This is a genomic window from Streptomyces beijiangensis, assembly GCF_017315755.1.
GTDB lineage: Bacteria > Actinomycetota > Actinomycetes > Streptomycetales > Streptomycetaceae > Streptomyces > Streptomyces beijiangensis.
The window spans coordinates 1-13,069 of the sequence record NZ_JAFLRJ010000327.1; the positions used below are offsets into that span (position 1 = coordinate 1).

General features: G+C 71.2%; 13 protein-coding genes and 2 pseudogenes. 6 read left to right on the plus strand and 9 right to left on the minus strand.

Annotated features, from left to right (window positions below):
- Positions 1-492 (minus strand): annotated as a pseudogene (locus J0695_RS28935) (VWA domain-containing protein); the annotation flags it as partial.
- A gap of 140 nt (positions 493-632) precedes the next feature.
- Entirely contained in the window at positions 633-920 is a 288-nt protein-coding gene (locus tag J0695_RS28940) for a barstar family protein (RefSeq protein ID WP_206966909.1), read from the minus strand.
- Positions 921-1,028: 108 nt separating this feature from the next.
- On the opposite strand from J0695_RS28940, the gene J0695_RS28945 reads away from it, so the two are divergent.
- Positions 1,029-3,548, plus strand: coding sequence for an FtsX-like permease family protein (locus tag J0695_RS28945; protein WP_206966911.1), 2,520 nt, complete (start codon positions 1,029-1,031; stop codon positions 3,546-3,548).
- Positions 3,549-3,579: 31 nt separating this feature from the next.
- Here the strand turns inward: J0695_RS28945 and J0695_RS28950 are convergent, their stop codons facing one another.
- On the minus strand, positions 3,580-4,533 hold the full coding sequence (locus tag J0695_RS28950) for a LysR family transcriptional regulator (RefSeq protein ID WP_206966913.1): 954 nt from the start codon (positions 4,531-4,533) through the stop codon (positions 3,580-3,582).
- Positions 4,534-4,709: 176 nt separating this feature from the next.
- Between J0695_RS28950 and snpA the strand changes: the two genes are divergently transcribed.
- Entirely contained in the window at positions 4,710-5,357 is a 648-nt protein-coding gene (gene snpA / locus J0695_RS28955; RefSeq protein ID WP_206966916.1) for a snapalysin, read from the plus strand.
- Between the two features lie 10 nt (positions 5,358-5,367).
- Here snpA and J0695_RS28960 read toward each other — a convergent pair whose 3' ends face one another.
- On the minus strand, positions 5,368-7,302 hold the full coding sequence (locus tag J0695_RS28960) for an FUSC family protein (RefSeq protein ID WP_206966918.1): 1,935 nt from the start codon (positions 7,300-7,302) through the stop codon (positions 5,368-5,370).
- 64 nt (positions 7,303-7,366) lie between these two features.
- On the opposite strand from J0695_RS28960, the gene J0695_RS28965 reads away from it, so the two are divergent.
- A complete protein-coding gene (locus tag J0695_RS28965; protein ID WP_206966919.1) occupies positions 7,367-7,531 on the plus strand; it encodes a hypothetical protein in 165 nt (54 codons plus the stop codon).
- 53 nt (positions 7,532-7,584) lie between these two features.
- Here the strand turns inward: J0695_RS28965 and J0695_RS28970 are convergent, their stop codons facing one another.
- The 5 genes and pseudogenes from J0695_RS28970 to J0695_RS28990 form a co-directional block, all read right to left on the minus strand.
- Positions 7,585-8,604 carry an endonuclease/exonuclease/phosphatase family protein gene (locus J0695_RS28970; RefSeq protein WP_206966934.1) on the minus strand — a complete coding sequence of 340 codons (1,020 nt, stop codon included), beginning with the start codon at positions 8,602-8,604 and terminating at the stop codon, positions 7,585-7,587.
- Positions 8,605-8,718: 114 nt separating this feature from the next.
- Positions 8,719-9,207: a hypothetical protein gene (locus J0695_RS28975; protein WP_206966922.1), complete on the minus strand. Its 489-nt coding sequence runs from the start codon at positions 9,205-9,207 to the stop codon at positions 8,719-8,721.
- 128 nt (positions 9,208-9,335) lie between these two features.
- Positions 9,336-9,734: pseudogene (locus J0695_RS28980) on the minus strand (DUF7144 family membrane protein); the annotation flags it as partial.
- 99 nt (positions 9,735-9,833) lie between these two features.
- Entirely contained in the window at positions 9,834-10,712 is an 879-nt protein-coding gene (locus J0695_RS28985) for a hypothetical protein (protein ID WP_206966924.1), read from the minus strand.
- A gap of 66 nt (positions 10,713-10,778) precedes the next feature.
- Positions 10,779-11,264 (minus strand): MarR family winged helix-turn-helix transcriptional regulator, encoded by a 486-nt coding sequence (locus tag J0695_RS28990; RefSeq protein ID WP_206966926.1) that lies wholly within the window; start codon positions 11,262-11,264, stop codon positions 10,779-10,781.
- A gap of 107 nt (positions 11,265-11,371) precedes the next feature.
- Between J0695_RS28990 and J0695_RS28995 the strand changes: the two genes are divergently transcribed.
- The 3 genes from J0695_RS28995 to J0695_RS29005 form a co-directional block, all read left to right on the plus strand.
- The gene (locus J0695_RS28995; RefSeq protein WP_206966928.1) at positions 11,372-11,749 is read left to right on the plus strand and encodes a DoxX family protein; all 378 of its coding nucleotides are present in this window, start codon (positions 11,372-11,374) and stop codon (positions 11,747-11,749) included.
- 64 nt (positions 11,750-11,813) lie between these two features.
- Positions 11,814-12,209, plus strand: a complete 396-nt coding sequence (locus J0695_RS29000; protein WP_206966930.1) for a hypothetical protein — start codon at positions 11,814-11,816, stop codon at positions 12,207-12,209.
- Positions 12,210-12,294: 85 nt separating this feature from the next.
- Positions 12,295-13,069 (plus strand): MerR family transcriptional regulator (locus J0695_RS29005; RefSeq protein ID WP_206966932.1); only part of this gene is annotated, 775 nt, incomplete at its 3' end.

The following is a 13,069-nucleotide window of genomic DNA, read 5'->3' on the forward strand; positions in this document are numbered from 1 at the left end:
CGCCTCGGGCTCGGGCTCGGGAATCGCCACCGGGGTCGGCTCGGCCTCGGCCACCGGCTCCGGGGTCGGCTGGGACGGAACGGGCACGGCTACGGGTTCGGCCGGTGCCGGTGCCGGGGCCTCCGCGCGGGGCTCCGGGAGCTCCGTGACGGGGGTGACCTCCTTCTCCGGTACGGGAGTTGCCGACTCCGTACGCGGCTCCGGGACCTCAGTCTCGGGAGACGTACGCGGTGCCGGTGCCGCGGCCGGGTTGTCGAAGGCCGCCGCCACCAGGTCGTCGGCGAGGCTGGACTTCGCCTTCGCCTTCTCCTTCGCCTTGGACGGGCGTTCCGACTGTGCCGGGACGACCGACGCCGCCTCGTGCTCCGGCTCCTCGGTCTGCGCAGGGACGGTCGCCGTCGCCGTCGCGGCCGTAGCCGCAGCCGTCGTCGGCTCGGCGTACTCCGCCTGGTCGCGTCCAAACACCTTGCGCAGCAAGCTTCGAATGCCCATGGGCGAGACCTTTCGCAGGAGTCGAATGCGAGATACGTCCGCGCCGGCGGGACCTGATCCCAGGCCAGGGCGGACACGTAAGGTTAGCGACCGCCCGCCGTGATCATCGGGAGGGTCAGCCTTAGGGCTGAGATGCTGCGTCACGGCTCCAGATCGAGCCGTGCCGCGTCCGCCTGGGCGAACACCTCGGCCAGCCGCATCCCGTCCTCGTTCCCCGGCGCGAACAGGCCCGTGGGCGTGGCCCGTACGACCAAGATCTCGTACGCGTCGATCACCTCCGAGATGCCCCGCGTGCCGATCGTGTCGAACCAGGCGTCGAGATTCCGGCCGAACCAGTCCGGGAGTCCGCAAGGCTCCGCCACCGCGTCCCAGAAGTCGTTCAGTGATACGAGAGGGAGCGGGCGCAGATCCACCACGAGGGAGCTCATGGCTGCGGATCGTACCCAGTGCGCCCCGGGACCCTGGGGTTTACCCCCCTGCCGACTCGGCGGCGCACCCCATGGGGCCGCGGGCCCGAGCTCCGTAGCGTCGGATCCATGCTGACACTGGCTCTGCGCACACTGCGATTCCGTAAGGGCGGATTCGTCGCCACCTTCGTGGCGCTCTTCTTCGGTACGGCGATCGTGGTGGCCTGCGGGGGACTTCTCGAAACGGGCATCCGCAACAACCTGCCCCCCGAGCGGCTCGCGGGCGCGACCGCCGTCGTCGTCGGCGACCGGGACTACGAACTGCACCCGGGCAACGCCGACGACAGCGAGAAGGTCATCGCGGCCGAGGAGGTCCCGCTCGCCGCCGGGATCGCAGACAAGGTGCGTGCCGTCGGCGGGGTGGAGAAGGCCGTCCCCGATGTGTCCGTTCCGGCACGTCTTCTCGTACGAGGGGGAGGGGAAGGGGGAGTCGGCGCCCAGGGGCACACCTGGAGCACCGCCTCCCTCGCCCCGCACGGGCTGAGCGAAGGGCGCGCGCCCGTCGGCGACCGGCAGGTCGTGCTCGACGCCGGCGCCGCGCGGGCCGCCGGGCTCCGCGTCGGTGACACCGTGCGGATCGCCGCCCACGGGGGATCGGCCCCGTACGAGGTGAGCGGGATCCTCGGCGGACTCCGTGAGCCCGCGCTCTTCTTCGGCGACGCGGAGGCCCTGCGGCTGGCCGGCGGAGAGGAGCACGTCGGGGCGCTCGCGGTCGTCGCGCGCGCCGGTACAGGTACAGGTACGGGTACGGATACGCATACCGATGCCGAGCTGCGCGGGGCGCTCGCCGGGACCGGGGCCAAGCTCCTCACCGGCGACGACCGCGGCTTCGCCGAGGAGCCGCAGGCCGTCGTCGGCAAGAGCGATCTGGTCTCGCTGTCCGCCGTCTTCGGCGGCATGGCGGTCATGGTCGCCCTCTTCGTCACCGCGTCGACCATGTCGCTCTCCGCCGCCCAGCGGCAGCGCGAGACCGCCCTGATGCGGGCCGTCGGGGCCACCCCGCGCCAGCTGCGGCGCATGCTGCTCATCGAGACGCTGATCGTCGCCGTCGGTGCCGCGCTGCTCGCCTGGCTGCCGGGGCAGTGGCTCGGGGGCGCGCTCTTCGAGCGGCTCGCGGACGCCGGGATCACCTCGCAGTACGTGCAGTTCAGCTCGGGGTGGATCCCGCTCGCCGCCGCGGGTGGTGCTGTTCTGCTCACCGCCGTCGGCGCGGGTCTGGTCGCGGGGCACCGGGCGATCAAGGTCAGGCCGACGGAGGCGCTGGCCGAAGCAGCCGTGCAACAGCGGTGGTTCGGGTGGGTGCGGGGGGTCTTCGCCTTCCTGTTCCTGGCGGGCACCGCCGCGCTGTCGCTCGTGACATGGACCGTGATGGACGGGCCCGCCGCGGCCAGCACCGCCGGCCCCACCGTCATCTGCGCCACGATCGGCCTCGCGCTCCTCTCCCCCGGGCTCACCAAGGTCTGCGCGTTCCTCCTGGACCGTCCCGTACGGGCCTTCACCGGCACCGGCGGCTACCTCGCGATGCTCAACTCCCGCGCCCGTACGGTCGCCGTGGCCGCCGCCGTCACCCCGATCATGCTGGCCAGCGGGGTCGCCACCGCCAACCTCTATCTCCAGACCACGCAGACCGCGGTCAGCGAGCGGGCCTTCACCGCTGATCTGCACGCCGACGCGGTCCTGACGTCCGCATCGGGGACGGTCTCCCCCGGCCTCGCGGACCGGGTCCGCGCGCTGCCGGGGGTCGCGGCGGCCGGTGCGTACGTCAGCAGCACCGGCTTCATCGAGAAGCCGGGAGGGCGCGGGTCCGAGACCGGCGAGGACGGGCTGCCGCTGCGCGGCGTCAGCGCGGAGGGGGCCGGGCTGACCTCGGCGGACACCTCGCGCCTGCGCGGGAACACCACCGTGCTGCCGCGCGACGCCGGTCATCGTGCCGGCGAGGACGTCACGCTACGGCTCGGGGACAACAGCACCGCGCTGGTCCGGGTCGCAGGTACGTACGACGGGGAAGCCGCGCTGCTTCCCGTCGCGCTGCTCGCCCCGCACACCACGGGCGGGCTGCCGGAGCAGATTCTCGTACGGGGGAAGAGCGGCGCCGATATGGGGCCCGCTCTGCGACAACTGGCCGTGCAGCAGCCGGGGTTGATGGTTGCCGACCGGGACGCGCTGATCTCCGCCAACGCCGAGGACACCGCGACCCAGGCGTGGATCAACTATCTGATGGTCGGCATGATCGTCGCGTACACCGCGATCGCCGTCGTCAACAGTCTGGTGACGTCGGTCCGCGGGCGGCGCAGGGAGTTCGGGCTGCAGCGGCTCACCGGGGCGACGTCCGCGCAGATCCTGCGGATGGTGGTCATCGAGGCGCTGGTGGTCGCGGCGATCGGAATCCTGCTCGGTACGGTGGCCGCGGCCACGACCCTGGTGCCGTTCTCGCATGTGGCCGCGGGGTCGCTGGTGCCTTCCGGGTCGGTGTGGATCTATGGCGGGGTGGTCGGTACGGCGGTCGTGCTGGCGCTGGCTGCGAGTGTGGTGCCGGCTTGGCGGGTGCTCAGGGGGCGACCGGTTGTGGCGGCGTTGGGCGCGGCGTGATGGCGAGAACGTCGGCCCCGCCCCTTTGTCCTCAATCTCCCCCAAGCTCTCGGCTTCGCTCGAGCAGGGGGGACCCCCCTGACGGGCTTGATTGGTTTTCTTCCTCGTACGCCGCCGCCAGTTCCTCGTACGCCACTTCCAGGCCCGTGTCCGCCGCCCCCGTCCGCCCCGCCACCAGCAGCCTGACGGCCAGGGGGTCGCCCACCAGCGGGCGTACCACCACGTCGTGGCGCGGGCGTGACGTCGGCTGGCAGGGGGTGACCACCTCGCCCGTCGCCACCAGCTGGAACGCCGTGAGGTAATCCCCGTGCAGCATGCGGGGGTTGATCCCCGCCGCTTGAAGCACCCGCCGCAGGCCGTCCCATTCGCCGTCCACCGTCGGGTCGACCATCCACAGGTCGCCGGCCAGGTCCGCCAGGTCGACGGCCTGGTTCGCCGCCGCCGGGTGCGTGGGCGAGAGGGACACGTACTGCGGCTCGCGCTCGACCAGCACCCGTACGTCCAGACCCTCGGGCACCCGCAGCGGACACCCCTCCACCTCGTGCACGAACGCCACGTCCAACTCCCCCGCGGCCACCAGCCGCAGCAGCGCGTTGGCCGACACGTCCATGTGCAGGGAGGTCTCCGTCCCCGGGAGGCGCGTTCTGAGCCGGCGCAGCCAGAGGGGGATGGAGCGGTTCGCCGTCGAGCCGATCCGCAGCCGCGGGCCCGCCGAGCGCGCGGCTGCCGACCGTGTCTCCGTCACCAGTTCCCGCATCTCCGCGACCAGCGGTCTCGCTCTGGTGAGGACCGAACGGCCCAGTGGGGTGGGGCGGCAGCCGGCGCGTCCTCGGGAGAAGAGCAGGCCGCCGAGCAGGTTCTCGATACGGCGGAGCTGGGTGGTCAGCGAGGGTTGGCTCACCCCCAGGGAGCGGGCGGCCTTGTGCAGGCTGCCGGTGTCGGCGATGGCGCACAGTGCGCGGAGGTGCCTCACCTCGAGGTCCATGGAGGTGAGCGTAGGTCTGTCGCAGAGGGCACACCAGTGTGCCAAATCCCCACCGATAGAACGAAGTTATCGCCAGTCGGCATTATTCACTCAGGTCTCGTGCGCCTCACACTCACCGGTAACCGAACCGTTCCACCAGTGAACCCAGTTCACCGGACGAGTAGGGAGCCCCCCACATGCAGTACCGCAGCACCGCACTCTCCGCAGTACTCGGCCTCGGTCTCGCCGCGGCACTCGGCACGGCCGTACCGGCGCAGGCGTCCCCACACGCCACCGCCTCCGCGGCCCAGTACATCGGTTCCCAGCAGGAGTCGGCCGGCAACAAGGCCTTCTTCGAGGCCGTCATGAAGTCGGTCGCCAAGAAGCAGGCGGCCCACCCGGGCGCCGCATCCGTCACCGTCGTGTACGACGCCTCCCAGGCACCCAGCTTCCAGGGCGAGATATCGTCCGCCGCGCAGATCTGGAACTCGTCGGTCTCCAACGTCAAGCTCCAGTCCGGCTCAGGCGGCGACTTCGCGTACTACGAGGGGAACGACCCACAGGGCTCGTACGCCTCCACCGACGGCCACGGCAGCGGGTACATCTTCCTCGACTACGCACAGAACCAGGAGTACAACTCCACCCGCGTCGTCGCCCATGAGACGGGCCACGTCCTCGGCCTCCCCGACCACTACGAGGGCCCCTGCAGCGAGCTGATGTCGGGCGGCGGCCCCGGCCCCTCGTGCACCAACCCCAACCCGGACGCCCAGGAGCGGGCGAACGTGAACTCCCTCTGGCAGAACGGGTTCGCCAAGGCTCTGCACAAGGCCATGGCGGCCAAGTAGGCACCACAGGTCAGGGTTGCGGCGACGCGATGGCCCGCGCCGCCGTGACCTCCTGCCGCAGCGGGGCGAGCACCCCTTCCTCGTCCCCGTCGAGGTCGGCGACGACCTCGACCAGGGTCTCGCTGGAGCGCAGTCCGTCCGCCAGTTCGCGCAGCTGGCGGGCGATGTTCTCGGTCTCGTACGGCTGCGGGGCCTGAGCCCCGTGGCTGACGCGGACCCTGGCCGCCGTCGTGGCGTCCACGATCCGTTCGACCGCGACCACCAGGGGCCACCAGGCCGCCGCCCGCCTCCCCGTGGGCGGCGGCTCGGTCAGCGCCCGCTGGAACTCCGAGCGGACGACCGAGAGGTCACGGTAGAGGCGGCGGCGCAGGCGGACCCGGGACATCTGGTCGGCGGGCGCCTGGCCGGGCGGCGTACCGAAGGCGCAGTCCACATAGCGCGCGGTGTCCGCGACCGCGTCCGCGAGGCGGTCGCCGATGCGGGTGTGCCAGCTCTCGGGCCAGAGCAGATAGCCCGCGACCAGCGTGATCGCACAGCCGATGAGGCTGTCGACGAGGCGGGGCAGGACCAGGCCGTACCCCATGTGGTTCAGCTGGTCGGAGAGCAGCAGGATGACCGGGGTGATGGCGGCCGTCTGGAAGGCGTAACCCTTCGCGGAGAAGGCGGGGATGAGCGCGGCGAGCACCATCATCACGGGCACGTCCCACCAGCCGCGCGGGACCGCAGAGAGCACGACCGCGGCGACCACCAGGCCTGCCGCCGTGCCCAGCGCGCGCATCACCGCACGCGAGAAGACCGAGCCGAAGTCGGGCTTGAGGACGAAGGTGACGGTGAGGGCGACCCAGTAGGAGCGCGGTACCGGTACCAGCGAGACCAGCGCCTGCGCGAGTCCGATGCAGAGCGCGAGGCGCAGTCCGTAGCGCCAGGAGGCCTGCGAGAGAAGGACGTTGCGCACGGCGCGCCGGGCGCGCACGCGCAGGGAGGCGGGGCGGCCGAGCCGGTCGTCGATGTTGTAAGGGTCCGGGTCCCCGTCGTGCACCACCTTCGCCGCGTGCCGCAGCGCCGCCTCGACGGCCCGGTCGGCGGGGCCCTGCGGCTCGGGCAGGTCCAGTGGAGCGTGGTCCGTCCGCCCCTCGGATACGGAAGACGCCAACTCCCGCACGGCGGCAGCGATTTCCGGGCGTCGCGAGGCCTTCCCGTACAGATGCGCGGCTGCTGCCGCCTCCACCAGCGGGATGACCACGTTGAGCTGGGCGAGCAGCCGCACCAGCGGTCCGCTGCGCCCGTGTTCGCGGGTGCGCCTGGCCAGGATCAGGTCGTAGGCCGTGTCGAGGGATTTGGTGACGTCCATGCGCCGGGCCGGGTACGCGTCGGTGCCCGCCGCCGCGAAGAGCTCCGCCGCGCTGCGGTACGTCGCCGCGACCGCCTCCCGCTCCGGGACGCGGCCCCGCCACGGCCAGCCGAGCAGGGCCAGTACCAGTACCAGCGCCCCGCCGAGGGTGAGCAGCAGCGGCGCCTTCCACCAGGGGCCCGGCATCGGGAGCCCGGCCCCGACCACCGAGTTCAGCAGGAGCAGCAGCCCGGACACGGACGCCACCGCCCCGATCGTCGACATCATCCCGGAGACGAGCGCGACCAGCGTCAGCACACCGACCGCGACCCACCCGTGCCCGAAGACCTGAGTCCCCGCCATCACGCCGATGGCCCCGAAGCACTGCGGTACGGCGATGTTGAAGATCCGCATCCGGTAGGCGTCGGCGGTGTCGCCGATGACCCCGGACAGGGCGCCCATCGAGACGAGCGCCCCGTACACGACCTGCCCGGTGGCGAGCCCGACCGCGATCGGCGCGGCCAGCGCGATCGAGGCGCGCACGACGGCGGCCCAGGGGATCGGTGCGGGCTGCGGGAGCAGGCCTCTGAGCAGCCACGCGGGAGGAGTGAGCATGGTCATCAAACTACGGCCTGACGGGATCTGCGCACGGCAGCGGACAGGTGGCAGGATCATGGGCGTGGCATCTGATGACGATGAGTTGACGCTCCGCGTCATGGGCGGGTCCGCACGCTGGGCGACCGCGGCGTGCGCGCTGGGCGCGGTCGGGACAGGCGTCGCGTCGTATGCCGGTCCGGACGGGTTGCGTTTCCGTACGTTGCTCCGGTGGCACCGGCTGACGTAGGACGCAAACTGCGCGCGGTACGCCGCCGTCACACACCCACCAGCACCCCGTGACTACCTTCCGTGCAGCTCCAGTTCGACGACCAGCCCTCGATGGTCGGAGCCCGTCAGCGGGACGAAGCGCGCCGAGTTCACCTCGAAGTCCTTACTGACCAGGACATGGTCGATCTGGGTGTGCAGGAACCGCCCGGCCTCCGCGGGCCACGACCAGCTCCGGGACTTCCCGGCCAGCCGTGCGCTGTCGTTGAGTTTCCCGTCGTCGAGCACGGCCCGGAAGGCGGCGTGGTCCTGGGATGCGTTGAAGTCCCCGGCGACGATGGTCGGTTGGTCGGGGGCCGCGGCGGCGAAGGCGCGGACCTTGCCGACCTCGTGCTGCCAGAGGGGGACCTGGCTGGGCAGCGGTGGCATGGGGTGGGCCAGCTGGAGCCGTACGGAAACCCCGTGGATCTCCGCCACCGCGCCGGGCATGGCCATCGAGGAATCGATGGTGTTCGCGTCCTTCAGCGGAAAGGCGGAGAGGATCGCCGAGCCCTCGGAGCCGTCCTTGCGGACCACGTTCCGGTACGGGTACTGACTGCGCGGGAGATCGGCGGCGAGGGCGTCCGCGCAGACGAAGGCGCACTCCTCGACGAAGACGATGTCGGGCTTCTCGCTGCGGACCGTGGCGAGCAGGGCGCCGGTGGCCCGCCCGAACTGCAGGTTCGCGGTCAGGACCTTGACGTTCTGCAGGAGGGGGCCGCGCGGCTGGACGGAGCCGGGCCCGGGACCGTACGGACGCAGGAACCAGCCCAGCGCCGCGAGCACGAGAACCGCCCAGACGAGCCCGGTCCACCAGCGGGCCAGACCGGCCAGGAGCAGGGCGAACGCGGCGGGGGCCAGCAGCCACGGCAGGAACGCCAGGATCTGCGGTACGGGAGTGATCGCGTCCGTATCGGCGGCCCGGCATCCCACGACGGCGCTCACGCCGAGCAGGATCAGCCCGGCGATCCATGCGGCGGCCGACCGCCATCGCGAACGTCGCGACGGCGGCCGGCCCGCGTACTGCGCTTCGTGTGCTGTGCCCGGTCTCCCCAAACTGTCCACAGCGTCCAAGGGACAACCCCTCAACTCAACTCGGCTTGCTCACTCACCCGACAGGATGCCCGGATCCTCCCTCAAAGACGGGCCCGGGTGTCCCCCGGTTGCTCATCAATGACGCAAAGCCTGTCCCACCTCGGCGGTCGCGTCGCCGCCCAGGTCGCGGTTGCTGCGCACCGTACCGGACTTGGACTTGCCCGCTTCGACACCGTCGATGCTCATCACGACGGCGTCGAGCAGATTTCCGCCCTTGTCCTTGAAGTTGACCGTGACCGTGTAGTCCGCGGTCTTGTCGGTGCTGTTGGTGGCGGTGATGTCCGCGACGGACCGGTCGCCGTCGGTCTTGGTGTCGCCTGCCTTCACATCGCCCTTGGCGTTGACGCCGTCCTTGACCTCGGCCATTTTCGACGAGGCGGCGGCCGTGGCGGAGGCAACGACCTCTCCTGCCTTGGCCGTTGCGCTCGACACCACGTCGCCGGCCTTGGAGGCGGCGGAGGACGGGGTGTCGTCGCTGCCGCAGGCGGTGGCGGAGAGCGCGAGGAGGGCGGCGACGGCGAGGGCTCCGGCGGTACGGGCGGACCTCGTGCGAGCGGTCCTCATGCGGTCGGCTTCGTCGGATCGGCCGGGCCCGTCGGGTCGGACCAGAGCGGCTGGTCCTGGGACGGCGGAGTCGGCGGTGCCTGCGGTGCCTGCCGAGTCTGCGGCGCCTGCGGCGACGACTTGACCGGCTGGTCGGTGGCGAGCGCCCAGACCACGAAGACGCCCATGGCGATGTTGATGAGGGCCCAGATCGGCTGGTACGGCAGGAACATGAACTGCAGCACGATGCTCAGCGAGGCCAGCCCGATGCCCACGTAACGCGCCCACTCCGCGCCCCTGAGAAGGCTGAAGCCGGTGAAGGCGACCAGGAGGCCCACGACCAGGTGGATCCAGCCCCAGGAGGTGAGGGAGAAGGAGTAGACGTAGTCGCCGACCCGGGCGTAGACGTCGTCGCGGTTGATGGCGACGATGCCCTGCAGGAAGCCCAGGATGCCTTCCACGATCATCAGGACACCGGCGAACATCGTGCCGCCGGCCGCCCACGCCGAACCGGGACCGCTGGGCGGGGAAGCTGTCTGCTGGCTCATGGTGGGCCCTCCTTGGGTACGACGGTGCGATGGTGCGACGGTGCGACGAGCAGTGCTCTTCCCATGCTGCGCGTACTGGTGCAAACGTGAATGAATTTGTTAGGCCGTCAGGTGGGCGCGATCCGGCGGGCGGAGGGTTTCCGCAGGTGGCCGACGGTGCCTCCGCAGCCACCCGGTGAGCCAGGCCGCCAGTACCGCGGCGAGGCCGAGACCGAGCGCCACCCAGCCCGCCGTACGCAGGAATCCGGTCAGCGCGTCGTACACCGCACCGGCCGCCGCCCGGTCCACGTCAGCGGGCAGGCCGTCCAGTACGAGGGGCCGCGCGACGGCGACGGCGACGAGCAGCAGCACGCCGCCCAGGGCGGTCGCGAGGCCGAGCCAGGCGACGGCGCGGCGTCGGCGTACCGCGAGGAGGAGGGCGAGCGCCGCCAGTACGAGGGTGGCGGCCGGGAGCCAGAACCCGGCGGTCCGCAGCCGGCGGTAGCCGTCGCGCAGGTCGCCCAGCTGCTCCGAGGTGAGGACGGTGACCTGGGTGTGCTCGACGGGGATCCTGGACGCGAGGGGTACGCCCTGGTCGGTCAGTTCCTGCTTCACCCGTTCTGTCACCGGCGCCAGGTCGATGACGGCGTCGTCGCCGTTGTCGCTGGTCAGCGCCTTTTCGACGGCGGTGTGGGCCACCTCGTTGACGGTGTTCCAGGCGGCCCGGAAGGCGTCGGATCCTGCGAAGGACTTCACCGCCTGGCGGACCAGGTCGTCGACGCTGGACTGCATCGGGCCGACGTCGATGTTCTTCATGACCTGCTCGGTGACCCGGTCGGCCACGGCGTTCTGTACGGCGGCGTCACCGGCGAGCGGCGCCATGGTGGCCACGTAACGGCCGGTGTCGCCGACCTCCAGGCTCGCCCAGACGGAGAGTGCGCTCAGCGGGACGAGGAGGGCGATCAGGAGGGTCAGGGCTGCGGAGAAAATGCGGCGCATCCCTCCAGGGGAGTGGCCCGCCCCTGCGGGCGCGAGCGGGGCGCCGCCACATCGGTGACGTACGCGTCAGATGCCCTCGGTGCAGCCGAACCCCGGGTCCATGGCGTGCAGGATGCGCAGGCCGATCTCCCGCAGCTGATCGAGCTGTTCGGGTTCCAGGGCGTCGATCACCTGGCTGCGTACGGTCTCGACATGGCCGGGGGCGGCGGCGACGACCTTGTCCCAGCCCGCGTCGGTGAGGACGGCATTGGTGTAGCGCCCGTCATCGGCGCAGGGCTCGCGGCGCAGATAGCCGCGCGACTCCAGGCGTTTGACGACGTGGGAGAGGCGGGAGAGTGAGCCGTTGGCGAGGATCGCGAGGGTGCTCATCCGCATGGTGCGGTCGGGTGACTCGGAGAGCCCGGCCAGTACGAGGTACTCGAACTGATTCAGGCCGGAGTCCCGGTGCAGTTGGGTGTCCAGTGCCGCGGGCAGCTTCAGCATGACCGCGCTGAACACCTTCCAGGCGTCCAGTTCCCGTTCGTCCAGCCACCGCGGCTGCTCTGCGTCCATGACAGGAAGCCTACCTCGATGACTTGACGCTTCAAGTTGTCTGGCTCTACGGTCTGACTTGAAGCTTCAACTTCACGCTTCGACTCTCTCAGCAGGAAGCCCCCGCCATGAACCTCGCCCTCTGGATCCTCGCCGGCCTGCTCGCCGCCCTCTTCCTCGCCGCGGGCGCGACCAAGCTGCTCCAGCCCAAGGCAAAGGTCGTCGAGACCTCGGGCGAGTGGGCGGAGAGCTACTCCCCCGGCGCGATCAAGGGAATCGGCCTCGTCGAGGTCCTCGGCGCGCTGGGCCTGATCCTGCCCGCCGCACTGGACATCGCCCCGGTCCTGGTCCCGCTCGCCGCCACCGGCCTCGCCCTCACCATGGTGGGTGCCGCAGTCACGCACGGGCGCCGTACCGGCGAGGGCCAGCATGTCGCGTTCAATGTCGTTCTGGTGCTGCTGGCGGCTGTGGTGGCCTGGGGCCGCTTCGGTCCGTACTCCTTCTGAGTTGCCGACCGCCGCTGCCGGGTGTGCCCTGGAGGTAGGGGGCGAGCGGAAGGAACCCTCTGCCATGGCTGCACACGCGGCAGTACCCGTACGACGCAGGACGCGCGACCCGCACGCCGGCGCGGTGGCCTGGCCGCTGTTCATCGTCCTCGGGGCGGTCTACGGATTCCTGGCCGCGTTCAACCTCCGCGACGGAGGCCCGGTCACCGGCGGCCAGATCGCGGTCGGCCTGATCTCCGGCGGGGTCATCGTCGTGATGGCGGTCCTGCTCTTCCTCTTCCAGCACAGCCTCCCGCGCGAGCTGCGCGCGGCGGCGTACGGGGTGCTCGTCGGGACGGCGACCGGATTCCTGTACTCGCTGACCGGGGCCAGCATCCTGCGCTCGGTCGGTCTTGGCGCGGCGCTGGGTGTGGGCGCGGGCTTGGTGATGTTCTACATCTTCTACACGCACGAGGACTGACCCGCGGACCGGCACAGGGACTCTTGTAGCTTGACCTTCCTCCCGGGGGAAACCCCAGCATCGGCGGGGACGGAGGAGGGAAGCCATGGAGCTGCTGACGATCGGGGCGTTCGCCCGTGCGGCACGGCTGTCCGCGAAGGCGCTGCGCCGCTACGACGACCTCGGCCTGCTCCCGCCCGCCCACACCGACCCTTACAGCGGCTACCGCTACTACTCCGAGGCGCAGCTGGAGCGCGCCCGGCTGGTGGCCTGGCTGCGGCGGATCGGGATGCCGCTGGCCCGGATCGGCGAGGTGTGCGACGCGGACGCGTCGGCGGCCGCCGGTCTGGTGCGGGCGTACTGGGGGCAGGTGGAGGCCGAGACCGAGGCCAGGCGGGAACTGGCGACCTTCCTCATCGACCGACTGATGGAGAGGGAAACCACCGATATGAGCACTGCACCGACACTCGGGATCCGTTACGCCGCACTGTCCGACGCCGGACTGGTCCGCGCGTCGAACCAGGACACCGCCTATGCGGGATCGCGGCTGCTGGCCGTCGCCGACGGCTACGGCAGCGGCGGGATGTCCGCGAGCGAGGCCGCGGTCAACGCACTCAAGGTGCTGGAGACGGCCGGGGCGAAGGCCGTCCGGGCCGGGGATCTCCTCAACGCGCTGGGCGACGCGGTCGACGCGGCGCACCGGGAGGCGGCGGGCCTTGAGGACTCCGGGTCCACGCTCACCGCGATGCTCTGGACCGGGTCCCAGCTCGCGCTGGTGCACATCGGGGACAGCCGGGCGTATGTGCTGCGCGGGGGCGCGCTGTTCCAGATCACGCACGACCACACGATGGTCCAGTCGATGGTGGACGAGGGCACGCTGA